The organism is Bradyrhizobium jicamae (genome assembly GCF_018130215.1).
GTDB lineage: Bacteria > Pseudomonadota > Alphaproteobacteria > Rhizobiales > Xanthobacteraceae > Bradyrhizobium > Bradyrhizobium jicamae_A.
This window is the reverse complement of record NZ_JAFCKQ010000045.1, coordinates 1-26,102: the sequence shown is the minus strand read 5'-3', so window position 1 is coordinate 26,102 and position 26,102 is coordinate 1. Positions and strand designations below refer to the sequence as shown.

Sequence of the window (26,102 nt, the reverse complement as noted above, 5' to 3'; positions counted from 1 at the left end):
CGGAATGGGGGTCCAGATTCTGGTTTTGACGCGTTTTCTCGAAGCGAAAGGGGCCCATTTCGGTCGAAAACGACCTAGCACGGCCCAATCCGCGTGACGAGGTCGACAAAATGTTCCCATTGCGCGGCCTTGCTGTAGGTCTGCTGCAGGCTCGTCCTGCCGCGCGCGGCAATCCCGGCCGATTGCGGCCAATCCTGCAGGCAACGGGAAATCAGCGTGGCGGCCTGCTCGGGCGCATCGTAGGTTCGCATGGTGAGGCCGTCCTGCATCCCCTCCGGATAGCTGCCGGAATCCGAGGCCAGCAGCGCTCCGCAACCCATTGCTTCGAAGCAGCGCATGTTGCCGCGATCATTTCCGGCCATGTCGATTGCACCGTTGAGCACGATCTTCGCCGAGCCGAACAGCGCGTAGAGGTCGCGCCCGAACACCGGCGGGCGTGCAATGGCGGCGATGGCGTCCGGGCGACGGTGCTTGCCGAGCGGCAACACGCGACCGATCGCGCTTTCCGCAAGCCGTGTCAGCCGCGAGGCGTCGAGACAGAACACGATCCGATGCCCGGCACCAAGCGCCGCGACCTGCTCGAGCGTCCGCCCGCGTGTGCTGTGATGCCGGGAATAGCCGCCGACGAACGCGACGTCGATCGGCCGCTCGCCCTGCCCGTATTCGTCCATCACCGGGTCGGCCGCCGGGAAGAACAGCTCGGCGCGGCAGCCCTTGCTGCGCCAGGATTCCAGGATCGAGGGAAAGTTGCCGAGCACGGCGCCGTAGGCGGTCAGGTCGGCATTGCCGGACGGCGCCGCGCGCCAGCTCAGCGTGGTCTTCACGCAGCCCGGAAGCTTGGCGACGAAGGCGCTCGGATAGCGCACCGGATCGAGATTGTAGAACACCTCGGTTCGGTGATGCTCGATCTGCGCCAGCAAGATTGCCTCGAGCGTTGGCGTCCCCGCGATGCCCTGCGCCCGCGCCCACTGCCTTTGCTGCACATCGTCGTCTCCATTAGTGAAAAAGGCGTCGGACGAACCGTCGAGCACGGGCTTGAGGAAATGCGGCGCACCGAAGCGGTCGTTGAGGAACACGGCGCGCCGCGCCTCGAAGTTGGTCGCCTTCGCCGCGAGCTGGTTGAGTTGCGGCACATAAGAGGGATAGAGGCCGCTATTTTGGAACAGACGCATCGCTCAGGCGTACCTTGCCAACAACCACTTCATGTTCAGGTAGGGCCAGATCCGGCCGACGGTTACCCAATCCCAGCTCTGCGATGTCGTCAGGCGGTCGACCGTTGCGCGAAGCTGCGCCTCGTCGACGAGGTCGGCGAACGCCGGCACCCTCTGCTTGAGCAGCTCGGTGGTCCAGCCGCCGAGCGGCCCGTTCAGCCACTCGGGCATCGGCGAGTTGAAGCCGACCTTGCGGCGCCCGGTGCGGATGCTTTCGGGCATCAGGTTCACCATCGCCTGCCGCGCCACCACCTTTGTGATGCCGTCGGCGGACTTGCTCGTCTCCGGCAGCGCCATCGTGTAGGTCACAAGCCGCCAGTCCATGAACGGCATGCGCACCTCGATGCCGTGCGCCATCGAGAGCCGGTCGAAATTGCGCAGGATGGTCGGCAGTGTGGTTGAGTGGAACATGCGATAGAGGCGCCGGTTCAATGCGCCCCACTCGCGCGGCAGCTCGTCATCCTCCGCCACCAGCGGAAACGCTGCGGGAATGTCCGAGAGGCCGCCGCGCAGAAAATAGTGCCCCTGGCGCTTGATCATTTGCGCCCGCAGGAAATCGACGCCGCGCTGCGCCAGCGGCGATCGCGAGGTCAGCGCAGCCGCTGCGTTCCGGATCCGGAATGCCGCGGACTGGCCCTCCTGCATATAGGCGCCCATCAACTCATCCGCGCCATGGCCGTCGAGCGAGACCGTGACGTTCTGGCGCCGCAGTTCGCGATAGATCAGCCATGGCGCGCTCGGCAGCGATATATAGACGTCGTCATTGTCGTCGAGGATCCGGTCGAGGTCGTCGTTCAGCGCATCGTCCCGACCGATCTCGAGGAAGGTCGGCTTGACCTCGGCCCAGGCGGCCGCTTCCTCGGCCATCGGCCGCTCGTCGTTGATGGAGCCCGGGAACGTCGCGACAAACGCATGGCGCCAGGTGGTGCTGTCTCGCGGTCCCATCCCGGCCTTTTCGTGCGTCGCCATGGCGCAGATCACCGCAGACGAATCGAAGCCGCCGGACAGGCAGGTCCCGATTGGAACATCGCTGCGCATGCGCAAGGCCACGGAGTCGTGAAACAACTCGCGGAAGCGTACCACGCGATCGGCCTCGCCGGCCGGAATCTCCGGAAGGTGATCCACGGTGCGCCACCAGCGGCGTACCTCGACCCGTCCCTGCCGCAACCACACGCAGTGGCCACCCTGCACACGACGCACCTGCCGGAACAAAGTTCGCTCGCTGCCTTCGATCCCGAAAGGATCGAGCAGCAAGCGCCGCGCCACCTCGGTATCGATACTCGTCTCCATCAGGTCGCAGCGCACCAATGCACGCAGCTCGGAGGCGAACACGAAGCGCTCGGACGAAAGCGCATACAGCAACGGCTTAATGCCGAAGCGATCGCGCGCCAGGAACAGCTCATCCGTGACAGTGTCGTAGATCGCCAGTGCCCACATGCCGTTGAAACGCGGCAGCATGTCCTCGCCCCACGCTTGCCAGGCGGCCAGGATCACCTCGGTGTCGGACTGGCTGTGGAACACCACGCCCTTCGCCTCGAGCTCGCGGCGCAGTTCGAGGAAATTGTAGATCTCGCCGTTGTAGAGGATGACATGGCGGCCTTCGCCTGATGCCATTGGCTGACGGCCGCCGTCCGTAGGATCGATGATCGCGAGCCGGCGATGACCGAAAGCGAGATTTCGCCTGGTGTTGAACCAGGTGCCCTCGCCGAACGGACCACGGTGCGCGATCAGACTGGTTAGCCGCGAGACCTCGGCGAGGTCCACAGGATTACCGCGGAGATTTACGATGCCTGCGATACCGCACATGTCTAGAAGGCCTTGAAGGGCAAGAAGCGAACCACAATGGTGCGAAGGTCCCGCCAGCAGACCACACGATAGGGGCCGAGCTGCGACGCGGCGACGGTAGCGGCAAAAATAACCGCCGCTGACCCCGCATAGAGCAATATCACATACCACCATGACGGTGCCAGGTCGAATGGCGCCTGGGCGGACTGGGAGCGTAGCGCCAGCGCGGCTGCGATTCCGACGCCGAGCGGTACCAGGACGAAATGGAGCACGCGCGAGCCGATGCCCGTGCGCTTGAAGCTGCGCCGCAGCAGAAACACCGTGGTGACGATCTGCGCCATCATGCCGACGCAGGTGCTCCAGCCGGCCGCCTGCCAGCCGAAATGGGGCAACGCGACGGCGCTCGTCGCCAGCGTGAAGGCGCCCGTGAGCAGCGAGATCAGCGCGTTGAAGCGGGACTGCCCCTGCGACAGCAGGTAGAACGCAAACACGTTGGCACTGGAGCCCAATATTCCGCTGATCGACAGCACCACCAGCACCAGTTGCGCTTCGGTCGCCACTTCGGGCCCCGTCCAACGATACAGCAGCGCCCCGGCGACGGGGATGAGGCCGCCGAGCGCGCTCGCGGCGAGCACGTTGAGGATCCAGGACGAGCGGAGCAGCAGATCGACCTTGCGATCGTCGTTCTCCTTTTGCAGCGCGCTGAAGAACGGGAACAGGATCTCGCCGATCTTCAGCACGCCGATATAGACGGCCTCCTCCAGCCGCTGCGCGACGCTGTAGAATCCGACGAATTGCGGCTGCAGCAGCGCTCCGAGCAGATAACGGTCGGCCTGCCCGGCGAACAATGCGCCGCTTTGAGCCGCCAGTTGCCAGCCACCGAGCCTGACCAGCGCGTGAAGCGCGGCGCGATCGAGTGCAGGAGGCGCGATCCACTCTCCGATGACACGTCGCGACCAGACGAAAGCCATCAACAGATTGGCCGCAAAGCCAAGCGCCTGGCAGCAGAGGAAGGTCGAGGCGCGTGGCGCCAGCGGAATCAGCAGCAGCGTCGACATCGCCGTCACCACGATGCCCGTAACACTGATCGAGGCGATTCGCCGATAGTCCTGCCGTGCCGTGAACAACGTCAGGAAGACCGCATACAAGCATTGGAACAGCCAGCCCGCGCCGGCCAAGGCGAAGGCCAGATGGAGGTCGGCTGCTGCGGGACCGTCGAGATGAAAGCCCAATTGCGCGAGCGGTGGGCCGGCAACGCCAAGCAGCAGCGCGATCGAACCACCGGCGACAAGAGCGAGCGTCAGCGCAGTCGCGAACAAGCGCGTCGCCTCGCCGCGATCGGAAGGCGCGAGCCGCCGCGCAAGCTCGCGCGCGGTCGAGAGGCCAAGTGCGTTGCTGAACATCAGTGCCGGCGCGACACAAGCCGTCACCAGCCCCGCGACGCCGAATGCAGCGAGACCGAGATGGAAGATCACGAACGGCAGGATCGCCAGATTGAGCAGCACGGCGACGACGAACGCTATTGCATTCCACGCCGAATTTCCCAGCAGATCGGATGGACCTTTTCTCAATGACAACCCAACTTCAGAGCGCTTTCGAGCAAAGTGGATGCCTGGTTCGCATAAAGAAAGCGCGTCAAAACAAAATCCGGTGCATCGTTCCGATTCCATCGGAACAATGCACCGGCGACCTCCTGATGTGCCTCAAGCGCCTCTTCAATCAAGGCAAAACCCCTTCAGAGGACATGGGCTAGCAGCCGGAAGGGCGATTGTCGAGGCTGGCTCGAAGCCAGCCTTCCCGGCTGCCGGACGCATGAATTCGTATTGATTCCCTGCACTGAAATCGCCTATCTGGCATGAACCGCAGGCAAGTCCGCTGTCGTTTCCAGGGCCTGAAAAAGCGGCGTTTTGGCGATCGCTCCCATTCCGTTTCAACCGGCTCTATCCTGCAAGGAGCTCGAGTTGATGGCCGAGGCGCAGCGCTCCCTGCACCTGTCCGGCGATGGCGGCTTCACGCGGCGTTGCCGCCAATGGATCGACACACCGGTTGCGCCCGCGCGCGCTGCTGACGCACTCATGCTCGTCCGCGCTCGACATGACGGCGCTGCCGCTCGATATCGCCGACGGCGACGAGATCATGATGCCATTGGACACCTTCGTCTCCACCGCGAACGCCTTCGCGGCTCGCCTGTCTTCGCCGACGTTCGAGAGGAAACGCTCAACCTGGATGAAACATGTCGAGACGGCCGTCACGCCGCGCATTCGCACGTCCGGGTACATAGTGCTGGTTTGTCTGCCAGATTGATAAGATCATGGCGATCGCCCGTCGCCGTGGCTTCGCCGCCCTCGAGGACGCAGCGCAAAGTGTAACCGCCGCCTACAAGGCCCGTGCTGGCGGCGATCGGCGACCTAGGCAGCTTCACGAGACCAAGAACGTGATCTCCGGCGAAGGCGGCGTGCTGCTGGTCGGGGATCCCGCCTTAGAATACAGCCCCGATAAAGCTGGCTTCTTGGCGAGGTTGAAAAATGCACTTGGCGGGATGTCGGCTCATTCAAACTATCGCGCGGCGCTAGTCTATTAGAAATCCCTGAACGACAAGAGCTGCTGCGCCCTGTCGCTGATTACGGGACTGTCGAGACGCCTGCTCGGGCTTCACGATGTGGATCGGCCTCACCGCGAGCGTTGTGGGCATGGTTCTCGACGCCTGATCGCCGCTCCCGGCAAGCTCAAAGCCCGTCAGGCTCCCCATTTTTCGGCGTCGAACGCGGCGTGAAGGGCACGTAGGAGCGGTCGTACACGCCGGCAACAGGCAACGCGGCCGGCGCCTGAGGCGCGGCCCCGGGAGTGACGCCAGCCACTGCTGGCCCTGAGATCGCCTCCGGGCGCTGAAGCGCGATGGACTCGCTGCGGCCAGCCTTCCTGAAGGTAACCTCGCGGGGCTGGACCGTGCTGAGCTGCCAGCCGGCATAGCTCTCGCCTTGCCTCAGGCGAACAACCTTCTGGGTGGCCTGGTCGAGCAACACCGCAATCGCATCACCGTCGCCGACGACGGCCCCCAATAGCGCCAGCATCGGGCGCTCCGGTGGCGCAGGGGGTGGCGGCTGCGCCGCGGCAGGCTCAGCCAAGGGGACGACGACACCCCGCCGCGGCGGCCTCCGCGACGCCGAGAAGATTGGCCGCGCCGCGGTCGCCGACAGTGCCGACAACGGGACGGCCCACAGCGGATTGCCGCTCGGCAGGGCCTTCGCGGGCTCCTGAACCGGCCGGACGAGCGGTTCCAGGCTGCCGACATCGACGGAATCGGAGAGATCTCCGGGATGGTCGGTGGGTAGCATCTCCAGGGACGAAGTTGTGGCCCAAAGCTTCGGCGCGAAGCAGACCGACATCACTGCGCCGCAGAGCAGCCCGAGGGCCACGATTTTTGCCAGCCTGACCATTCTGATTCCGATATCCGCAATCAACACCGCAGCAGCGCATCTGACCCGCTGATAGCCTATCCGACGCCAGCACTGAAAGGCAATCTTTCAATCGCGAAGTCGGGCTATATCGGCTTCCGCGCGGTCCAGGCCAGATCGGAACTTTCGACATCTGCCAGACGACTTCGCACCGATCAACGCCTACTCGACGTTACCAGCGAGGAGTTCATGGCCCCGAGGTTTGAAGACGCTGGAATTCAATAGTGGCAGCACATAATCGTGTCTCATTCGGATCAGCGGTGACTAAGCGAGCCTGAAAAGGCTGGCAAAGCGCTACGCCAACAGCCAGAAGACCGTCGCCAAATGGAAGATGGTCGCCGAACCAATCGACACGTCGAAGGTCGCCTGAAGAGCTATCAGATCGTGATCTACTTTGCGCCCTGCCACTGGCCAGAGACTCCGAGCACGACGCGGATGTGTCCGGCAGCGCTGTCGCTGTTGGCCGTGGTCTGCGGCACCTGCACGTCGAGCTGATCGACGAACAGGAAGGGCATGCCGACCTCGAGGTCGTAGAGCAGCTTCTGCAGCGCCGGCTGCTCCATCTCGCAGCTGACGAGCAGGCCGACGAAGCCGTCCTTGGCCTGCGTGCCCAGCACGTCGACTTGCGAGGACTGCACGGTGCCACCGACATTGCCGACCGCTGTCGCGACCCGCTGCAGCAGCGCGGCGCCCGCGACCGTCACGGTCGGCCCTTCGAGGAAAGGTGTGCCCGGATGCTCGGCCGACAGCGCTGCGACGTTGCGAAGCTTGCGCCCGCGCAACTGCTCCAGCAGGGCCGAGGCCTGCGCCAGCGCGCTCTGATGATCGAAGATGCCGGCGATCGCGGCGATGCTCGTGGTCACCAGTCCGGCGAGCACGGCGAGATAGAGCACGACGGCGATCAGCGGCGACTGCGTCAGCATCCGCGCCACGAAATTGCCCGCACCGACATTGGCCGCACTCATGGTGTCACCATGGCGTTGAGGGTGTTCTTCGGCTCGACATGCGCCTCGATATGGAAGCGCTCGCCGGGGTCGGACCGGGCGCGCGTGGTCGGCGCATAGAAGGTGGCGCGGGTGAAATGTTGCGACCGCTCGATCAACGGGATCAGCGACGGCGCATCACCGGTGATGCCCGAGATCTGCAGCTTGTCGCCAGCCAGATGCAACTCGGTGACATAGGTGTGGTCGGGCAGCACCCGGCTCAGCGTCTCCAGCACGATGACGCTCGACGGCGTTTCGTGTTTGCGCCGCTCCAGCACGGCAATCGGCGAGCGATCGCCGCCGCCGGCTCCGGCGCGCACCGCCGCGCGCCGCGCCGAGATCTGCCGTGCGACCTCGTCCTCCTGCGCGTCGAGGCTGCTCGCAACATAGGTGGAGATGGCAACCGACAACACCGCGACCGCCGCCGCGGTACCGAGCACGATCTGCAGCCCGCGCTTCAGCCGAGCCGCGTCGAGACGCCCGCACGCGCTCTGCTCGAACACCTTGACCGGGGTCGTCTGTCCCTCGACATCGGTGCAGACGGCGACTGCCGACGGATTGAATGCCGCCACCGCCTGGGTGTAGCCGGTCGCGACCTTGCGCGTGGTCGCGGCAATTATCGTCGAGATGGTATCGCTACCCCCTGCAACCGGCGCGGTGCAGCCGAACACTGCCTCGGCCGCGCTCCACGGTGTCAGCCGGTCGATCTGCGCGCGCACGATGCCTTCGACGAAGTCCGCCGCCCGCGCCGGCAGTTCCAGCGGCCGGAACAGGAAGCGCTTCGGCTGCAGGATGATCTCGACCCGCTTGCCACGGAACAGCGGGGCGAGGTTGGGCGCCGACAGGGCGCCCTCGGCGAAGGCGATGCGCGAGGGACCGCTGTCGGCCTTGCCCGCCTTTGCGGTCGCCTCGACGGTAAAGGCGCCATCATCGGTCTCGACCAGGCGCACCACGCGCGGCGAGACGATGCGGCCGCTGCCCGCGATGATCGCGTTCGCGACGCTTGCGGTCCAGGCGCCGAGGATCGAGCCGATGGTCGAAAACACTGTCATCTCGAGGAAACCCTCTGCGGCCCCGTGCTGCCGTCGGAATTGTTGCGCCAGGACAATATACGATAGGGCTCTTCGCCGCTGTCGAGAAGCAGGATCACGACCTCGCTGCCGCGGCGCTGGCCGTCGCCCAATGCGGCATCGATGGTGACACGATAGGCCCGGGACGAGGCCAGCGTCACGCCCTCGCCGCCGGCGATCCCGATCAGGGCGCGCCGGTCGAGCGTGGGATCTCTGCGCTGCAACAACACCGACTGCAGCGTCTCCGGCGTCATGTTCGGAAGCGCGGCGAGTACCTGCGGCGCCGCATCGGCGACGTTGACCTGCGCGACATTGCTGAACACGGTCACGAAGGGCAACATCCGCTCGATCACCTCGGGCGGGATCCCGCGGACCAGCCACAGTTCCTCCGGCGCGGGAAACGACGCATGGCGCGGCGCATAGGTTGCGCCCGATGTCCTGTAGAACACCGTCTCGGGATCGTTGTCGCCAGCCTCGGTCGTCGACCGCCAGGCGATGATGCGATCGGCGTAGTCGGCGGCATCCGACGGGCTGACACCGAGCCCGGTCATCAGGCCCGCGAGCAGCGCCTTCGGTGCGATATTGAGGTCGATCCGCGCCGCCTCGGAGCAGAAGGTCACGAACACCCGGCCCGGGCCGACGCGCGCGTTGAAGGTCCCGCTGCTCGGCCGCGTCGCCTCGTTGTAGCCGGACAATTTGAGCGCGGTCAATTCGAGGGCCGCCGTGTCCATGGCCTCGGCCTGGATCCGGTCGATGCTTCCGGCCACCACCACGGCCGTGTTGGTGACATAGGTGAGATAGACCAGCACCAGCGCGGCGAGCGCGGCGAGGATCCACAGCACCGCGACCACGATGAAGCCGCGCTGCGTTTGGGACGGTCGACCGGATTTTGGTCTTGTCGCGCTTTCTCCAGGCGAAGCGGTATCCACTTCGCTCGAAAACGCTTTGGCCTCGCCCGCCGTCACAGCTGCTCATCCTTCTTGTCGGCCGTGGTGGGGTTGGCCCGCGCCGTGAGGCAGGTGGTGGCGTTCTTCGCCCGCGCGCATTCCGCCGGCGCATTGACATGGACGACGGCGGCGCTGGACACCGCCAGCACCTGTCCGGTGGCGGCATCGCGCACCGTGACGCGGATCATGGCCGGCAATTGCAACTGGTCGCGCCATTTCGGCTGCCAGACCTGGTCGGGCCCGGCATAGTCGAAGGTCACGCGCATCGGGGAGCGGATCAGCACGACCTTGTCGATGAAGCGGATCTGCGCGTCCGGCGGCATCGGGCGGAACGGCGCGCGCTCGCGCACCAGCACCAGCCCCTGGGCGTCGCCCTTCTCGATCAGGCGGACGATCTCGAGGCCGGGACGCGTGCTCGGTCCGACCGCCGTGCGGACGAAGGTGACGGACAGTTCGCCACCCTCGAACAGCGGCCGCTTGCCGTCTCCGCTCATCGGCACCATCTCGGCGACCGAGAGATCGGCGAGCACCCGATCCATCCCGATCGCCAGCCGTTCGGCGCGCTGCACACGGGTGATGCCGCGGTTCCAGTTCGGCAGCCATTGCGCCGTGACGGTCGCAAGCGCGCCCAGGATCACCGCCATCAACAGCGTCGCCAGCAGAACCTCGAGCAGCGTGAAGCCGGCCTCATCCCGCCAGAGATCGCTCCAGGACATACGTGATGATTGCCGCCGTTTCATTGGGCCACCTTCGGCAGTCCCGACGCGGCCGGCTTCGGCCCTGGTTCGGCCGCCGCATTCGGCACCAGGCGTACGGTCGTGACCTGGATCTGCGCCCCGCCCGGCCCCTGCATCCGCATGTTGACCGCAAGCGGCACGAAGCGACTCGGCGGCGTATCCTCAGCCGGTATGTCGATCGGCGCGACCTCGATACGCCAGCGATGGTTGGCGAGAACGCCGTTTTGCCGTCCCAGCTGCAGCGCGGTGCGTGCCGGCAGCCCCGCCAGCACGGTTTCGGCGGCGCCGCTCAGCGCCAGCCGCTGGTCGATCGTGCGGGTGCCCTGCACGACGGTTCCGATCACAGCGCCGATCGAGCCAAGCACGGCTGCGATGATCGCCAACGCCACAAGCGCCTCGATCAGCGTAAAACCCCGCTCGTCGTCAGAGCACCTTTTGCGGGACAATCTCGACCCCTCCGGTCAGCCAGTTGACGCGGACCTCGTATCCCACGCCCGGACGCTGCAGCGCGATCGACCCGCCGCAGGACATGCCTGACGGAAAGAAGTCGATCGAGTGGCCGGCCCTGCGGTCCGCGCAGCGCGAGGCCAGCGCCGCGTCGACGGTCACGTCACGCGGCAGGCGGATGATGCGGCCGGTGGCGCCGGAGCGGATCGCCCGCGCCTCGGCGTCGACCAGGGTCGCGATCGGAACATGCCGGCGCAACGCAGCGCTGCGGTCGGCCTTGAGCAGCGCCGCGGTCTCGACCGCATAGCTCTCCAGCCGCGCCCGCGTCGTGGCGCGCGGGATCGACGGCAGGATGATGGCCGCGAGCATGCCGATGATCGCGAGCACGCAGAGGATTTCGATCAGCGCGAAACCCCTTTCACGGCGCTCACGGTCAGCGCGTGGCGCTGGTGATGTCAGCTGCCGTGCCACTGCCGCCTTCCTGACCGTCCGATCCGAGCGAGATGATCTCGTAGGGCGCGCGTTCACCCGGAGAGCGATAGAGATAGCCGTGGCCCCAGGGATCGTTGGGCACGACGCCGCCGCGCAGATATGGCCCGTTCCAGCCCGGCGCATTGTTGCTGCGGGTCAGCGCGGTCAGCCCCTCATTGCTGTTCGGATAGCGGCCAAGGTCGAGATAATAGAGATCGAGCGCACTGGCAAAGCTCTCGATCTGGATCTTCGCCGCCTTGGCCTTGGACTCGCTGAGATAGTTCAGCACGCGAGGCCCGACCAACGCCATGATCAGGCCGATGATGGTGATCACGACAAGGATTTCCACCAGCGTGAAGCCGGCCTCGCCGTCATGCCGGCGCCGCGCCGGCCTTCTCCGAGAATTCTGCGATATCTTCATCTTGAACAACCTCAATCGACGAGCTGGCTGACCGACATCAGCGCCGTCATCACAGACACAATCAATCCGCCGACCACGAAGCTGATCACGATGATCGCGGCGGGACCGGCGATACCGACCACGCGATCCAGCGTGCGCTGCAGCTTGGCCTCATAGAACTCCGCAACCCGGCCCGCCAGCATCGGCAACTGCCCGGTCTCGTCGCCAAGCCGCAGCATTCGCACCGCCATTGCCGGCAACGCGTCCGTATCGGCGAGCGCGTCCGACAATTTCGTGCCATGCCGGACCCGGTCGGCGGCATCGGTCCATATCGTAGTCGAGCCGATTGACGCCATCATGTCGACCAGGATGCGCAGCGTCGTGGTCAGGTTGACGCCGCTGCCGAGCAAGAGCCCCAGGTTCCGGCAGAACAGCGAGGTCCGGTAATATTTCATCACCTCCCGGATCAGCGGCAGCCGGGTTACCGCGGTCATCAGATTGCGGCGCACACCTTCCTGCCTGAGCAGCAACCAGGCACCCGCGATCACGGCAGCCAGGATCGCCAGCACCGCGTCCGAATTGGCGCGCAGGAAGATCGAGAGGTTGAGGAAGCCGAGCACGAACGGATCGACCTTGGCGCCGAAATCCTGCAGCACGCTGGCGAACTGCGGCAGCACGAATGTCAGGAAGAACAGCAGCACGCAACTCGCAGCGCTCAGCACGAACAGCGGATAGCGCACGGCGTCACCAAGCCGGCGCTTCAGCGCCTCGGTGCGGCTGCGCTCGTCGGCGAGCACCTCCAGCACCCGGTCGAGCGAGCCTGAGGCCTCGCCGACCCGGATCAGCGCGACATACATCGGCGGAAACAATCCCGGATGCCGCGCCAGCGCCTCCGCAAGGCTCTCGCCGGCCACGACGCGCGAACGGATGTCGGCGACCACCGGCCGCAGGCGGCCGAAATCGCGGTCGGCCGCGAGCAGTTCGAGCCCGTCATTGATCCGAGCGCCGGCGCGGAGCAGCAGCGCGAGGTCGCGCGTGAAGATCGTGACGTCTTCCGGCTTCGGCGCGTTGAACAGGCTGAGGGCCCGGCGCGCCGTGCCGCCTTCCTCCAGCGTGACATTGTCGACCAGCACGAGGCCGAGCCGCTCGATCCTGGCCGCGACGTCACCGGCCGCGGGCGCCGCAATCGCGCCGGAGACCAGATCGCCGTCGGAGTTCATCGCACGGTAGCGGTAGTTCGGCATCACATCACCGGACTGTCGTGACGCGGAAGACCTCGGGCACCGTGGTCACGCCGGCGCGGCATTTGGCGACGGCGTCAGTCAGCATCGTGGTCATGCCGCCGGCCATGGCGGCCTGATCGATCAAATGCGAATCGGTCTGCGGCCCGACCAGCCTGCGCACGTCATCGCTCATCTCGAGGATCTCGAACACGCCGTTGCGGCCGCGATAGCCGGTGCCGCCGCAGCGCTCGCAACCCGACGCCTCGTGAACCACGTCGCCGGCCGAAAAGCCGATCACGGCGAAGCGCGGATCATTGGCGATATCGGCGGCGGAGAGCGTGTGCGGCACCTTGCAGCGGTCGCAGAGCACGCGCACCAGCCGCTGCGCTACCACCGCGCGCAAGGTCGACCGCAGGAGGAAGCCTTCGATGCCGAGATCGATCAGCCGCGGCACTGCAGCGGCGGCGGTATCGGTGTGCAGCGTCGACAGCACAAGGTGGCCGGTCAGCGCGGCATGAATTGCGATATGCGCGGTCTCGGCGTCGCGAATCTCGCCGACCATGATCACATCGGGATCCTGGCGGACGAAGGAGCGCATCGCCGACGCAAAGGTCAGCCCGATCGACGGCTTGACCTGCGACTGGTTGATTCCCGGGATCTCGTATTCGACCGGGTCCTCGATGGTCAGGATCTTGCGCGTCGGCTCGTTGAGGATCGACAGCATGGTGGCAAGCGTCGTGGTCTTGCCGCTGCCGGTCGGTCCCGTCACCACGATCATGCCGTGCGGCAGCGTCAGCAGTTGCGACATAATCTTTTCGTCGCGCGGCGCGAGTCCGAGCCGGCTCATCTCGAGCAGGCCGCGGTCGCGCGGCAACAGGCGGATCACGGCGCTTTCGCCGGCCTGCGTCGGCATCGTCGCGACGCGGACGTCGAGCTCGGTGCGGCTGACGCGGACGCGAGCGGCGCCATCCTGCGGCAGCCGGCGCTCGGCAATGTTCAGGCCTGCGAGAATCTTCACGCGAGAGATCAGGGCCTGCGGCGGAATACCCGACGGCGACGGCAGCGCGCGCAGCAACCCGTCGACGCGCATGCGCACGACGAGACCGGTGCGGAACGGCTCGATATGGATATCGCTGGCGCGCAGCTCGACCGCGCGCTCAAGCAGATCGTTGAGCGCCCGCACCACGGGCGCGCCGCTCGCGAGATCGCGCAGGCTCTCGATATCGTCGTCGGATTGCCCGCTCGAACCCTTCGCCGCCTCGTCGGCGCCGGCGCCTTCGGCCTCGATGCGCTGGTCGAGCGAGGTGGTGATGTCCTCGAAGGAAGCGACGGCGACTTCGACCGTCTCGCCGAAGACAATCTCCGCGGCGCGAATGGCGGCGGTGTCGGACGGATCGGCGACCGCGATGCGATAGCCGCCGTTCGGGGAGCGGAACGGGAAGATCGTGGACTCGCGCAGGAAGCGGCGCGAGAAGCCGTCGAGACATGGCGTTGCGGCGAGCAGTTGCGGCAGGCTCAGGCGCACCGCGCCAAAATATTCGGAAACCTCATCGGCGAATTCGGCGGCCGAAAGGTCGGTGGCCTCCCACAATTCGCGCAGCGGACGTGCCAGGGTCGAGTTCGCGGGGCGTTCGACCCGCGCCCGCGCACGCGGCGGCAACGAATATTTTTCGAGGAGATGCTGCCGGAAGGTCTCTGCGGAAAGGTCGCGCATGGAAATTCCTACCGCTGACCCTGTTACCGAAATAAGACAGCGAACGCGTGCGGCAACAGGGCCTTGGCGCTTGACTCTTCTAGTAGCAAAAACATAATCCTAGCGCAAATTCAGGAACGTCCGGAATCTGGACAATTCTTCGGTCTTAACCGTAGCATCGGCAGGCGTATTTTGTTCAGAGTGGTGCACCCGCTTTCGCGCCTGTGTTCAGGGTTGACTGGAACGCTTGTGCTTTTCTTGTCCGCATTCGCGCTGAGTGCGTGCATGGTCACCGCCGATCAATCGGTCGAGAAGAACCCGAAAGATCCTCGCGCGCAGGACATAACCGAGAAAGTCAATTCGATCGACCTCGAGCCCCGTCAAACTACGGACGCGGGTACAGGCAGCCTGCGGCAGCAGAGCCCCTCACGCCCCTCGATCTATCTCAGCGACGGCACCACGCCTGCCGGCGGCGGGCTGGCCGACCGCGAAGGCGGCGGCAACGGTTATGACCTCAACTTCGAGAACGCGCCGGTTGCAACCGTCGCAAAGGTCATCCTTGGTGACGTATTGAATGTGGGCTACACGATCGACCCGCGGGTGCAGGGCACCGTGACGCTGGCCTCGGTCCGTCCGGTGCCGAAGGCGGACGCGATCTATGTGCTCGAGAATGCGCTGCGGATGACCGGCGTCGCGCTGGTGCGCGACCGCACCGGCAGCTATCGCCTGCTGCCCGCGGCGGAGGCCGGACCCGGCAGCATCGACCGCACCGAGACCGCCGAGGCCGGTCAGGGCATCAGCGTGGTTCCACTGCGCTACGTCTCCGCAGTGACGATGTTCAAGCTGCTCGACGGCTTCGGCGTGAAGGCCACCACCCTGCGGCCTGACAACGGGCGCAACACGCTGATCGTCACCGGCAGCGGCTCCGATCGGGCCGCCGCGATCGACACCATCATGAGCTTCGATGCCGACTGGATGCGCGGGCAATCGGTCGGCATCTTCCCGGTGCACAACTCCTCGCCGGAGCCGCTGCTATCCGAACTCGAGAAGATCATGGATTCCGGCGACGGCGGCCTCAGCGCCAACCTCGTCAAGTTCCAGGCGATCAACCGCCTCAACGCCATCCTCGTGGTCAGCCAGAAGCCCGAATATCTCAAGCGTGCCGGCACCTGGATCGCGCGGCTCGACCGCTCCGACACCGAGGCGGTCAACCTGAAATCCTATCAGTTGCGCTACGGCAATGCGCGAACCGTGGTGGCGCTGCTCAACGACATGCTGATCGCGCCCTCGAACAACGGGACCGCTTCGCTCGACAACGGCACCAACCAGATCGCACCCGGCTCGGGCGTGTCGATGTCCTCGTCCGGCACCAATCCGGTCGCCTCGCTCAGCGCAATGCCGACCGCGGCTTCCGGCGCGGCCACGCCGGTCAGCGGCCTCGGCAGCGGCGGAACCGGCATCGGCGGTGGCGCCGGTCTCGGCGGCGGCAACTCGCCCCTCAACGCGCGCGGCGCCCCTCCGTCGGGCCAGGACCAGCTATCGACCAATTCGGCGTCGGGCAGCAAGCCGAGCGCCAGCTTCCTGCCCAATGTCCGCATCACCGCCGACATCACCAACAATGCGGTGCTGGTCTACGCCAATGCGGACTCGCAGCGCATCGTCGAGGAGACCATCCGCCAGATCGACCGGCCGCAGCGCCAGATCGCGATCGAGGCGACGATCGCCGAGGTCACGCTGAACAACCAGTTGAACTACGGTGTGCAGTATTTCCTGGCGAGCCAGAAGGGTTCGATTTCCAGCACGGTCGCGAGCGCACCCGGCGCGACCAACACCGTCGAGCCGCCGAGCAACGCCGTGAACGCAGCTGCCGGCGCGCTGCTGTCGCGCGCGCTTCCCGGTTTCAATTTCCTGGTCGGTTCGGAAAACTCGCCGCGCGTGATCCTCGATGCGCTGCATAACGTCACCGACGTCAAGGTGCTTTCCAACCCGTCGCTCGTCGTGCTCGACAACCAGACGGCGACGTTGCAGGTCGGCGACCAGGTACCCTTCTCGACCGGCACCGCCACCGTGCTGACCGCCAACAACACCGTCGTCAACACCATCGACTACAAGAACACCGGCATCATCCTGCGCGTGCAGCCGCGCGCCAATGCCAACGGCCACATCGTGCTCGACATCCAGCAGGAGATCTCCAGCGTCACCAACGCCGGGGCCAACGGCCTGACGCCGACCATCTCGCAACGCCTCGTCAAGAGCTCGATCGCCGTCAACAGTGGTCAAACCGTATTGCTGGCCGGCCTGATCAGCGAGAGCGAGAACAAGCAGCGCCAGGGCATCCCGATCCTGGATTCGATCCCCGGCGTCGGCGATGCGTTCGCAAATTCGTCCACCGCGCGCGCACGCACCGAGCTGATCCTGTTCATCCGCCCGACCATGATCCGGGACGCGATCGACGCGCGCATGATCGCCGAGGAGATGCGCAGCAAGATGAACAGCCGCCTGGTGGGGACCAGCAATCCCGTGGTCGAGACGACCCCGCCCGGGGTCAAGCCGCACTAGAGCATGATCCGGAAAAGTGTGTAGCGGTTTTCCGAAAAGATCATGCTCAAACAAAGAGCTAAAGCGCGATGACGATCCAGCCTTATCGCATCGCGCTTTAGCCGGAAGACCAGGCTCCCGGCCACCGATCATGCGCAACGCCGGACAGATCCCGTGACCGACGACCCGCTCCGCCAGGTCGGCCTCACCATCGCCCTCGTGGCGGTGGTGGCGGTCAGCATGATTGCCGCGCCGGGGCCGGACGGCGTGCTGGGCGCCCTGCTGGGCGCGCTGATGCTGGCGATCGCGGCGACCGACGCGGAGCGCTACATCATTCCGAACGAGCTGTCGGGCGCCGCGGCGGCGCTGGCGCTGCTCAGGGCCGGTCTCGTGGGGCCGGACGCCGGCTGGTACAGCCTCGTCTGGGCGGTCGGCCGGGCGCTCGCGATCGCCCTTCCGTTCCTGGCACTGATGGCGGGCTACCGCGCCTGGCGCGGCCGCGACGGCCTCGGGCTCGGCGATATCAAGCTTGCCGCGGTTGCCGGCGCCTGGCTTGGGCTCGTCACGGTGTTTGCCGTGATCGAGGTCGCAACGCTGACGGCGCTGGTGGCCTACGTCGTCAGCGGCGCGCTCAAGCGGCGGCGGCTGCGATCAACCGCGTTCCTTCCCTTCGGGCTGTTCCTGGCGCCGGCGATCTGGCTCGGCTGGCTGGCCGAGGCGCTGCTGGGCTAGGCCCGGGCCGTGTTGTCCCCGAGAACAATGTCCTTAGCGTGCTGGATGCGTCGGACGAGAGCGGACAAATCCGGTAGTCTGGCATTGCTCGGCGCACCGCTGAAGGAGCCTGACCAATTCAAATCGGAGGAGCCAACATGGCGCAATGCATCGTCATCGTTCAATTCGACCTTCCCAAGCGGACCGAAGAACAGGCCATCAAGGGTGGAACGGGGACGGCCCCTATCTATCGAGGTCTCGCGACGAGGGGATTGATACGCAAGGACTATCTCAATGGAGAAGCCGGCACGGGCGGTGTCTACCTCTGGGAGAGCCGACAGGCGGCCGAGGCCTGGTTCACCGAAACCAAGCTGGCCGAACTGACCGAACGGTTCGGAGCCCGGCCGCGGCTGACCTGGTACGACACCCACGTCACCGTCGACAATCTCAACGGTGAGACGCGGGTGAACCAGGTCGCCTTGCTCGACGCGGCGGAATGAACCGGCCTTCGAGGCAGGAGCAAGCCTGAGCGTCCAGCTCTGAACCGTCAGTGCTCCCGTGTCGGCGCCCATTCCAGCGCGCGCAGGCGCGCCTGTGCGAGCTCGCCGCGGGACATCTTGCCGTTGACGGCGTCACGGATGCGCTGTCGCGCGTCGCGCGCCGCCGGGGGCGCTGCCGCCGTCGCCAGATTGAGCCATTTGCCGGCTTCAACGATGTCGCGCGGCACGCCCTGCCCGCGGTCGTAGAGCAAGCCGAGCGAGTATTGCGCGAGGCTGTCGCCCTGCTCGGCGGCGCGGCGATACCACATCGCCGCTTCCGTTAAGTTCTGCGGCACGCCACGGCCGGTCTGGAACAGGTAGCCGAGATAGGCTTGCGCGGATGCATTGCCATGCTCGGCCAGCGGAATGAAGATCCGCGACGCCCGCTGAAAGTCCTGGCGATTGAGTGCCGAGACGCCCTGGTTGAGCGATTGCGCCGATGCGCTGCCGGTCGCGGCCGCAACCAACACAATCGCAGTGACAACGGCGGAAGGCCGTGGCAGCAGGTAGCGCCTCATCGAGCCCACATCCCCATCATCGATCCCCTCGCGTCGGTCTTTTGCCCCACACTAGAGCATAATCCGGAAAGCTCTGTGAAGCGGCTTGACGCCCGCGCGGCTATTTTGCCCCTGCACGGAAAATCTAATTTCCTTCGAAAAATCAACTCGATTCACGCTGTCCAGTCATCGCGTGGGCAAATCAGTGATGTAGATCTGCTCACCCGATCGAGAGGCGCGTCGCGGGTGATGACCTCGAATGTCTCGCGCACCGCTCACACAGCGCGAGCCACCGCGACGCGGCTGCCGCCGGCGGGCCAAGGCAATCCTGCGAGCGTCAGGCGAACCTCGGCGCGAAGGATCGCGGTAACGGTTGGAAAGATCAGCCAAATTGTCTAAGCCTGACGGGCCGATTTTCGCAGAGGCCCGCCAAACAAGAGGTGTTCTCAATGCCCTTCCCTCGTGCGTCCCAAGCCCTGTCACGTTTCACCGTGCTCGATCTCACCCGCGTCCGCTCGGGACCGACCTGCGTGCGGCAGCTCGCAGACTGGGGCGCCAACGTCATCAAGATCGATGCCTTGCTCGAGGAGGGCGGCGGCGAGCAGCCCGGTGGCCCGCGCGGCGGTTCCGACTTCCAGAACCTGCACCGCAACAAGCGCGCCATGACGCTCAATCTAAAGGACCCCAAGGGACTTGAGGTCTTCAAGCGGCTGGCAGAACAGGCCGACGTCGTGATCGAGAACTTCCGGCCCGACGTCAAGTTCAAGCTCGGCATCGACTACGAGAGCATCCGCAGGATCAATCCCCGCATCGTCTACGGCAGCATCTCCGGCTTCGGCCAGGACGGCCCCTATCACAAACGCCCCGGCTTCGATCAGATCGCGCAGGGCATGGGCGGGCTGATGTCGGTGACCGGCGCGCCGGGAGGTGGTCCGATGCGGGTCGGTATCCCGGTGGCTGACCTGGCCGGAGGTCTGTTCTGCGCGATCGGCATCCTGACGGCGCTGCTGGAGCGCGACGTCTCCGGCGAAGGCCAGTGGGTGCAAACCTCGCTGCTGCAGGCGCAGATCTTCATGCTTGATTTCCAGGCAGCACGCTGGCTGATGGAAAAGGAAGTCGCGAAGCAGGCCGGCAACAATCATCCGACCTCGATTCCCACGGGCGTATTCAAGACCTCCGATGGCTATATCAACATCGCGACGACGGGCGGCCGGATCTGGGAGCGCTGTGCGCAGGCGATCGGTGCGCCCGACCTGATCACCGATCCCGATTACGCCACTGCGCCGGCGCGTTCGAAGAACCGCGACGCGCTGAACGCCAGGATCAACACGCTGACCGAGGAGAAATCCACAGAGACCTGGGTCCAGGAACTCAACGCCGCCGGCGTGCCGTGCGGGCCGATCTACTCCATCGACCAGATGTTCGAGGACGCTCAGGTCAAGCATCTCGGCATAGCGCAGGCGGTGCCCAATGACGAGAACCGGCACATCCAGCTGGTCGGGCAACCCGTGACGCTGTCGCGGACCCCGAGCAGGATGGCGGCGCGACCGCCGGAGTTCGGCGAACAGACCGAGGAGGTGCTGGCCGAGTTCGGCTTCGGCAAGGACGAGATCGCCGAGCTGAGGCAGCGCAAGGTCGTCTGATTCCTCATGCAGCCGGCCGCACCCGGCGCACGATGCCGCCAACGGCCCGGTCGATCACCGGCCAGAACAGCAGCACGATGGCGAGCGTCGTGATCGTGCCGACGAGACCATTCGACCAGAACACCTTCAGGTCGCCGCCCGACCCGATCATCGACAGGCGGAACGCATCCTCGGCACGGCTGCCGAGCACGAGCGCCAGCGTGAACGGCGCGAGCGGGATGCTGATCTTCTTGAAGACATAACCGACGACGCCGAAGCCCAGCATCAGCCAGATATCGAACATCGCGTTCTGGATCGCGTAGGCGCCGATCGCGCACGACACCACGATCATCGGCGCGACGGCCGCGAACGGCACACGCAGGATCGAGGCGAAGATCGGCACGGTGGTGAGCACCAGCACCAGGCCGACGACATTGCCGAGATACATCGAGGCGATCAGGCCCCAGACGAAGTCCTTGTGCTCGACGAACAGCAGCGGGCCCGGATTGAGCCCCCACACCATCAGGCCGCCGAGCAGGATCGCGGCGGTGCCGGAGCCGGGAATGCCGAGCGCCAGCATCGGCAGCAGCGCTGAGGTGCCGGAGGCGTGGGCTGCAGTTTCCGGCGCGAACACGCCCTCGATGCGGCCCTTGCCGAAGCTTTCCGGATCCTTGGCGAACCGCTTGGCGAGATTGTAGCCCATGAACGAGGCCGCGATCGCCCCGCCCGGTGTGATGCCGAGCCAGCAGCCGATGAAGGACGAGCGCAGCAGCGTCACCCAGTATTTCGGCAGGTCCTTCCAGACCGACCGCACCACCCGCAGGCTGATGCCGGCGGCGTGCCCGCGCAGCGCCAGGCGCTCTTCCATCGTCAGCAGGATCTCGCTTATGCCGAACAGGCCGATGACCGCGACGAGGAAGTTGATGCCGCGCAGCAAATCGGCCGAGCCGAAGGTCATCCGAAGCTGGCCCGACACCGTGTCCATGCCAACGCCGGCGAGCAGGAGCCCGAGCGACATGGAAATGACGGTCTTGTGCCTGGCTTCACGGCCGAGGCCGACGAACGAGCAGAAGGTCAGGAGATAGACGGCGAAGAATTCCGGGGGACCGAACTTCAGCGCAAACGACGAAATCATCGGCGCCAGGAAGGTGATCAGTAGTACGGCAACCAGCGAGCCGATGAAGGACGAGGTGAAGGCGGCGGTGAGCGCTTCCGCAGCCCTGCCCTGCTGCGCCATCGGGTAGCCGTCGAACGTCGTTGCGACCGACCAGGCCTCGCCGGGAATGTTGAAAAGGATCGAGGTGATGGCACCGCCGAACAGCGCACCCCAATAGATGCAGGACAGCATCACGATGGCCGAGGTCGGGTCCATGGTGAAGGTCAGGGGCAAGAGGATCGCGACCCCGTTGGGGCCGCCGAGCCCGGGCAGCACGCCGACGAAGATGCCGAGCACCAGACCGACCATCATCAGCAGCAGCGTCTTCCAGGTCAGCAGGACGGCGAAGCCGTGTAGCAGGAGACCGAAGGCTTCCATGGCTCGAAGTCCTGCCGATCGGCTAGCGGCCGAAGACCGCTTCGAGCGGTCCCTTCGGCATGATGACGTCAAACGCGATGTCGAAGGTCACGAACATTGCGGCGGTGAACACGAAAGCCGTCAACAACGACTTCCAAAACGCGATCCTTCCGATCACCCGCATGAAACCCGCGATCAACAGGAAGCTCGCGACGTAGAGACCGAGATATTGCGTGGCCAAACAAAACAGGAAGGTCGGCACGAACACCGCCATCACCCGGCGTAGCTGTGCGCGGGTGACGAAGGTCTCGGCGGCTTCTCTCCGCGAGGCGAAGGCGGCGCCGAGGCCGTAGAGGCTGGCGGCGCCGAGGATGATCGAGAGGTAGAACGGAAAATAGCCGGGCTGCGGTCCGGTCGCGTCCCATGACGCGCCGGTGCGCCAGTTGTCCCATCCGAGCGTGATCGCGAGCGCAAGCAGCAGCAGCGACACGACGATATCGACGGCCAGCTTGCTCGCGAGCGCAGGCGAACTGTCGTCGGGCGCCGTCGGATCGTCGACGACGATTTCATGATCGGTATTGGACACGAATCGGACGCCTGAATTGCCTAGGCAACGATTGGGATAGCGTGCCGCTGCAATCGAGGTCAATGCAGCCTTCAGCTAACGCCCGCGCGTTCGGGGAATGCGCTCGCAAGCGCAGCACGATCTGCCCTGACCACGCCACGCTCGGTGATCAATCCGGTCACCAGCCGTGCCGGCGTGACGTCGAAGCCGAAATTCGCGACCTGCGAGCCTTCGGGAACCACGCGCACGGTCTCGATCCGCCCGTCCGAGGTCCGCCCGGTGAGATGCGTGACTTCACTGGCGGCGCGCTGCTCGATCGGAATCTGCCTGATTCCGTCATCGATGCTAAAGTCGATGGTCGGCGATGGCAGCGCAACATAGAACGGCACGCCGTTGTCGTGCGCCGCGAGCGCCTTCAGGTAGGTCCCGATCTTGTTGCAGACGTCCCCATTGGCGGCGACGCGATCGGTTCCGACGATCGCCAGGTCGACCATGCGGTGCTGCATCACGTGACCTCCGGTGTTGTCAGGGATCACCGTATGCGGCACGCCGTGATGACCGAGCTCCCATGCCGTCAGCGAGGCGCCCTGATTGCGCGGACGGGTCTCGTCGACCCAGACGTGAACCCGCACGCCGCGATCATGCGCCTGATAGATGGGTGACGTCGCCGTCCCCCAGTCGACGGTTGCAAGCCAGCCGGCATTGCAATGCGTCAGCACGTTGACCACGTCGCCTGGCCGCTTGGTCGCGGCGATCTTTTCGATCAGGCCGAGGCCGTGCCGACCGATATCGCGGTTGATCGCGACGTCCTCGTCGGCGATCTCGCGGGCACGGGCATAGGCAGCCTCCGCACGCGCCGAGGCCGGAAGCGGCGCGAGCGCGCGCTGCATCTCGTCGAGTGCCCATTTCAGGTTGATCGCCGTCGGCCGGCTCTCGATCAGCATCCTGTAGGCGCGTTCGAGCGTTGTGTCCGACGCCTCGGCGCGCATCGCGAGCGCCATGCCATAGGCCGCGGTGGCCCCGATCAACGGTGCACCGCGCACCAGCATGGAGCGGATCCCCTCGCCGGCCTCTTCGGCCGTCGTGATCCTTGTGATGATGAACTCGTGCGGCAGCCGGCGCTGATCGATCGCGCCGACCGACCAGCCGTCGGGCTCGAGCCAGATGCTGCGGAAATGCTGTCCGTCGACCTTCATGCCTTCAACACCCGTCCGGCGACCGCATCGAGCTTGACGAGCAATGCCGGATCGCGCGCCTCCACCGCCGTTATCAACGCGGTATCCAATGCGCGATCGGAGCCGATCGGGCACGGCTCGTGCTCACGCGGAAAGTCGTGCGCCAGGCGCGCGACCAGTGCCTTAGCCTTCTCGGCATTGGAGTTCAGCACCCGGATGATGTCCTGCACGGTCACGGCATCATGGCCCGGGTGCCAGCAATCGAAATCGGTCACCATCGCCACGCTGGCGTAGCAGATTTCGGCCTCGCGCGCGAGCTTGGCCTCCGGCATGTTGGTCATGCCGATCACCGAACAGCCCTGCGCCTTGTAGGTCAGGCTTTCGGCAAGCGAGGAGAATTGCGGTCCCTCCATGCACAGATAGGTGCCGCCCCGCGCGAACGCGATGCCCACGGCTTCCGCCGCAGCCCCGAGATGCGCGAGCAGCCTCGGCGACACCGGATGCGCCATCGAGACGTGCGCGACGCAACCCTTGCCGAAGAACGAACTCTCGCGTCGGTGCGTGCGATCGACGAACTGATCGACCAGCACGAAGGTGCCCGGCGGCAGCTCTTCCTTGAAGGAACCGCATGCCGACAGCGCGACCAGGTCGGTGACCCCGGCCCGCTTCAGGACATCGATATTGGCGCGGTAGTTGATGTCTGATGGCGACAGGGCATGGCCCTTGCCATGGCGCGGCAGGAACACGATCGGCAGTCCCGCCATCTCGCCGCGCCGCAACGGCGCCGACGGCTCCCCCCACGGGCTTGCGATGATCTCCTCGCGCACGTTTTCCAGGCCCGGCAGGTCGTAGATTCCGGATCCGCCGATGATCCCGAGGACGGCTTTGCTCATGGTCACTCCTCACGGTCCGGCGGCGGCGACTGAGGGGTGCCCTGCCCGGCCAAACGCCGCGCAATAATCACCGCCCGCTCGTGGCTTGCAAGTGCTGAGTTACTTCGCGACGAACCCCGCTTCCTTCATCAGCGTGGCATTGAGCTTGTCGTCGTCCTCGAGGAACTCAGCCATGTCCTTGCCGGTGAGGAAGATCGGCTTCAAGGCCTGCTTTTCCATGTAGTCCTTGTACTCGGGCGTCTGCGTCACCTTCTGGAACAGGTCGACATAGAACGCCTGCTGCTCCTGCGTCACCTTGCCGGGCAGGAACATCGCGCGCAGCATCAAATACTGCACGTCGAGCCCCTCTTCCTTGCAGGTCGGGATGTCGTTCCAGGATTGCGTATCGGTGACCTTGGCCTTGTAGGAGATGCGCTCCCTGTCGAACACGCAGAGCGGGTGAACCTGTCCGGCGCGCCAGACCTCGAGATTTTCGCTGGGGTTGTTGACGTTGGATTCGATGTGGCCGCCGACCAGCTGGGTCGCGGCCTCACCGCCGGACTTGTACGGCAGATAGGAGAATGTCGCGCCGGTCTTCTGTTCGACGAACATGGTGAGTACATGGTCTTCGCGCTTGGAGCCGGTGCCGCCCATCTTGAACGGGCTGCTCGCGGCTTTCGCCGCGGCGATGAAGTCCTTCACCGTGTTCGGACCCGATGCGTTGTCCCAGAGCACGAACTGGTCGAGTGCGACCACCGACACCGGGGTGAGATCGCGCCAGTTGAAGGGAATCCTGGCCGACAGCGGCAGCATGTAGATCAGCGAATACGCGATCAGCACCTTGTTGGGATCGCCCTCGCTGGACTTCATGTACATCAGCGCTTCCGCGCCCGACCCGCCGCCCTTCAGCGACACCACCATCGGCTGCTTCATCAGATTGTTCTTCTGGATCGCCGCCTGCATCATGCGCGCCATCTGGTCGGACGCGCCGCCTGCTCCCGCCGCGACCACGATCTCGACCGGCTTGCTCGGCTCCCAGCCGGCAAAGGCCGGCGCGGCAAGCAGCATCGCGGCGATGGCAGCCGAGGCTTTCGCAATCTGTCCCACGTGTCTCTTCCTATCTCTCTGTTCGGCTTGGCAAAACCCGTCATCGCCGGCGGCCGCATTGTGCGGATAATGCAGGTGAGTTCAAGCCGCGAGCGGCCGCAGCTGCTATGACTTTGGAATGAGGCACGCGCAGCTTCGTTCGCTTTGAATCATATGCCCGCGTTCTCGCGACATGACTTGCCCGAGCTTGGCATCTCGTTTCACCCTCTCTTGAGCAGAGGGCGCAGGGAAAGCCGGGTGCCGATCGCACCCATGGGCCCCGTGCAATGTAGAAAGCACGGGGGTAGGACCACAGGTGTAACCGGGAACAACCCGGCTTTCCCTGCGCGATGGGTTACGGCTTATACGTGCTCTCCCCGGCGAGACTGGGCTTTTTTGTCACCGTCGCCAGCGAGAGACATTGCCCTCGCTGATGAGACACGTGCCACTAGGGCGTCAGGCCTGCACGATTTCGGCGTCCGCCGCATGCGCTCTCGCCAGTCACGCATGCAGCGTCCACCGCATCCCACCGCAACGTTCGTGACGATCGCGAGCGCCCCTC

The 26,102-nt window shown here is 65.4% G+C and carries 25 protein-coding genes; 6 read left to right on the top strand and 19 right to left on the bottom strand.

All coding sequences use genetic code 11. The features are described from left to right. Window positions 1–74: 74 nt before the first annotated feature. Genes JQ586_RS32145 through JQ586_RS32135 form a run of 3 tightly spaced genes read right to left on the bottom strand, consistent with a single transcriptional unit; the run spans window position 75 to window position 4,567 of the window. Window positions 75–1,172, bottom strand: a complete 1,098-nt coding sequence (locus JQ586_RS32145; protein ID WP_212398651.1) for a glycosyltransferase — start codon at window positions 1,170–1,172, stop codon at window positions 75–77. 3 nt (window positions 1,173–1,175) lie between these two features. Continuing rightward, window positions 1,176–3,017, bottom strand: coding sequence for an asparagine synthase (glutamine-hydrolyzing) (gene asnB / locus JQ586_RS32140; protein ID WP_212398650.1), 1,842 nt, complete (start codon window positions 3,015–3,017; stop codon window positions 1,176–1,178). Between the two features lie 2 nt (window positions 3,018–3,019). After that, entirely contained in the window at window positions 3,020–4,567 is a 1,548-nt protein-coding gene (locus tag JQ586_RS32135) for an oligosaccharide flippase family protein (protein WP_249148481.1), read from the bottom strand. A 430-nt stretch (window positions 4,568–4,997) separates the two neighbouring features. Here JQ586_RS32135 and JQ586_RS41640 point away from each other — a divergent pair, with 430 nt between their 5' ends. After that, window positions 4,998–5,300: a DegT/DnrJ/EryC1/StrS family aminotransferase gene (locus JQ586_RS41640; RefSeq protein ID WP_212398648.1), complete on the top strand. Its 303-nt coding sequence runs from the start codon at window positions 4,998–5,000 to the stop codon at window positions 5,298–5,300. Continuing rightward, window positions 5,296–5,577: a DegT/DnrJ/EryC1/StrS family aminotransferase gene (locus JQ586_RS41210; protein WP_312017045.1), complete on the top strand. Its 282-nt coding sequence runs from the start codon at window positions 5,296–5,298 to the stop codon at window positions 5,575–5,577. Before JQ586_RS41640 ends, JQ586_RS41210 begins: the two co-directional genes overlap by 5 nt. A 145-nt stretch (window positions 5,578–5,722) precedes the next feature. Here the strand turns inward: JQ586_RS41210 and JQ586_RS32120 are convergent, their stop codons facing one another. The 10 genes from JQ586_RS32120 to JQ586_RS32075 all read right to left on the bottom strand — a co-directional run bounded on the left by JQ586_RS32120 (window position 5,723) and on the right by JQ586_RS32075 (window position 14,443). Then, window positions 5,723–6,433: a hypothetical protein gene (locus JQ586_RS32120; RefSeq protein WP_249148480.1), complete on the bottom strand. Its 711-nt coding sequence runs from the start codon at window positions 6,431–6,433 to the stop codon at window positions 5,723–5,725. 407 nt (window positions 6,434–6,840) lie between these two features. Continuing rightward, window positions 6,841–7,416 carry a type II secretion system protein GspM gene (gene gspM / locus JQ586_RS32115; RefSeq protein ID WP_212398646.1) on the bottom strand — a complete coding sequence of 192 codons (576 nt, stop codon included), beginning with the start codon at window positions 7,414–7,416 and terminating at the stop codon, window positions 6,841–6,843. Further along, a complete protein-coding gene (locus JQ586_RS32110) occupies window positions 7,413–8,486 on the bottom strand; it encodes a PilN domain-containing protein (protein ID WP_212398645.1) in 1,074 nt (357 codons plus the stop codon). The genes gspM and JQ586_RS32110 overlap by 4 nt, the downstream gene beginning before the upstream one ends. Continuing rightward, the gene (locus tag JQ586_RS32105) at window positions 8,483–9,355 is read right to left on the bottom strand and encodes a type II secretion system protein GspK (RefSeq protein WP_312017044.1); all 873 of its coding nucleotides are present in this window, start codon (window positions 9,353–9,355) and stop codon (window positions 8,483–8,485) included. The genes JQ586_RS32110 and JQ586_RS32105 overlap by 4 nt, the downstream gene beginning before the upstream one ends. Before the next feature lie 110 nt (window positions 9,356–9,465). Next, window positions 9,466–10,167: a prepilin-type N-terminal cleavage/methylation domain-containing protein gene (locus JQ586_RS32100; RefSeq protein ID WP_249148479.1), complete on the bottom strand. Its 702-nt coding sequence runs from the start codon at window positions 10,165–10,167 to the stop codon at window positions 9,466–9,468. Between the two features lie 20 nt (window positions 10,168–10,187). Continuing rightward, a complete protein-coding gene (locus JQ586_RS32095; RefSeq protein WP_212398643.1) occupies window positions 10,188–10,634 on the bottom strand; it encodes a prepilin-type N-terminal cleavage/methylation domain-containing protein in 447 nt (148 codons plus the stop codon). Continuing rightward, window positions 10,612–11,106, bottom strand: coding sequence for a prepilin-type N-terminal cleavage/methylation domain-containing protein (locus JQ586_RS32090; RefSeq protein ID WP_212398642.1), 495 nt, complete (start codon window positions 11,104–11,106; stop codon window positions 10,612–10,614). The genes JQ586_RS32095 and JQ586_RS32090 overlap by 23 nt, the downstream gene beginning before the upstream one ends. Then, a complete protein-coding gene (gspG, locus tag JQ586_RS32085) occupies window positions 11,069–11,527 on the bottom strand; it encodes a type II secretion system major pseudopilin GspG (protein WP_212398641.1) in 459 nt (152 codons plus the stop codon). The genes JQ586_RS32090 and gspG overlap by 38 nt, the downstream gene beginning before the upstream one ends. A gap of 11 nt (window positions 11,528–11,538) precedes the next feature. Beyond that, the gene (locus JQ586_RS32080; RefSeq protein ID WP_212398640.1) at window positions 11,539–12,750 is read right to left on the bottom strand and encodes a type II secretion system F family protein; all 1,212 of its coding nucleotides are present in this window, start codon (window positions 12,748–12,750) and stop codon (window positions 11,539–11,541) included. Window positions 12,751–12,754: 4 nt separating this feature from the next. Next, window positions 12,755–14,443, bottom strand: coding sequence for a GspE/PulE family protein (locus JQ586_RS32075; RefSeq protein WP_212398639.1), 1,689 nt, complete (start codon window positions 14,441–14,443; stop codon window positions 12,755–12,757). Window positions 14,444–14,707: 264 nt separating this feature from the next. On the opposite strand from JQ586_RS32075, the gene gspD reads away from it, so the two are divergent. From gspD to JQ586_RS32060, 3 genes are all read left to right on the top strand, one after another. After that, complete coding sequence (gene gspD, locus JQ586_RS32070) at window positions 14,708–16,981, top strand: type II secretion system secretin GspD (protein WP_249148478.1); 2,274 nt, start codon at window positions 14,708–14,710, stop codon at window positions 16,979–16,981. Window positions 16,982–17,134: 153 nt separating this feature from the next. Then, entirely contained in the window at window positions 17,135–17,692 is a 558-nt protein-coding gene (locus JQ586_RS32065) for an A24 family peptidase (protein WP_312017043.1), read from the top strand. Between the two features lie 137 nt (window positions 17,693–17,829). Further along, the gene (locus tag JQ586_RS32060) at window positions 17,830–18,171 is read left to right on the top strand and encodes a monooxygenase (RefSeq protein WP_212398637.1); all 342 of its coding nucleotides are present in this window, start codon (window positions 17,830–17,832) and stop codon (window positions 18,169–18,171) included. Window positions 18,172–18,218: 47 nt separating this feature from the next. Here JQ586_RS32060 and JQ586_RS32055 read toward each other — a convergent pair whose 3' ends face one another. After that, window positions 18,219–18,728 carry a tetratricopeptide repeat protein gene (locus tag JQ586_RS32055; protein WP_212398636.1) on the bottom strand — a complete coding sequence of 170 codons (510 nt, stop codon included), beginning with the start codon at window positions 18,726–18,728 and terminating at the stop codon, window positions 18,219–18,221. A gap of 428 nt (window positions 18,729–19,156) precedes the next feature. On the opposite strand from JQ586_RS32055, the gene JQ586_RS32050 reads away from it, so the two are divergent. Next, on the top strand, window positions 19,157–20,350 hold the full coding sequence (locus JQ586_RS32050) for a CaiB/BaiF CoA-transferase family protein (protein ID WP_212398635.1): 1,194 nt from the start codon (window positions 19,157–19,159) through the stop codon (window positions 20,348–20,350). Window positions 20,351–20,354: 4 nt separating this feature from the next. Here JQ586_RS32050 and JQ586_RS32045 read toward each other — a convergent pair whose 3' ends face one another. The 5 genes from JQ586_RS32045 to JQ586_RS32025 all read right to left on the bottom strand — a co-directional run bounded on the left by JQ586_RS32045 (window position 20,355) and on the right by JQ586_RS32025 (window position 25,522). Further along, window positions 20,355–21,863, bottom strand: a complete 1,509-nt coding sequence (locus JQ586_RS32045) for a tripartite tricarboxylate transporter permease (RefSeq protein ID WP_212398634.1) — start codon at window positions 21,861–21,863, stop codon at window positions 20,355–20,357. Between the two features lie 22 nt (window positions 21,864–21,885). Further along, entirely contained in the window at window positions 21,886–22,428 is a 543-nt protein-coding gene (locus JQ586_RS32040) for a tripartite tricarboxylate transporter TctB family protein (protein WP_212398633.1), read from the bottom strand. Window positions 22,429–22,499: 71 nt separating this feature from the next. After that, entirely contained in the window at window positions 22,500–23,603 is a 1,104-nt protein-coding gene (mtnA, locus tag JQ586_RS32035; protein ID WP_212398632.1) for an S-methyl-5-thioribose-1-phosphate isomerase, read from the bottom strand. Then, the gene (locus tag JQ586_RS32030; RefSeq protein WP_212398631.1) at window positions 23,600–24,475 is read right to left on the bottom strand and encodes an S-methyl-5'-thioadenosine phosphorylase; all 876 of its coding nucleotides are present in this window, start codon (window positions 24,473–24,475) and stop codon (window positions 23,600–23,602) included. The genes mtnA and JQ586_RS32030 overlap by 4 nt, the downstream gene beginning before the upstream one ends. A 99-nt stretch (window positions 24,476–24,574) precedes the next feature. Next, a complete protein-coding gene (locus JQ586_RS32025; RefSeq protein ID WP_212398681.1) occupies window positions 24,575–25,522 on the bottom strand; it encodes a tripartite tricarboxylate transporter substrate binding protein in 948 nt (315 codons plus the stop codon). Window positions 25,523–26,102: the final 580 nt, after the last annotated feature.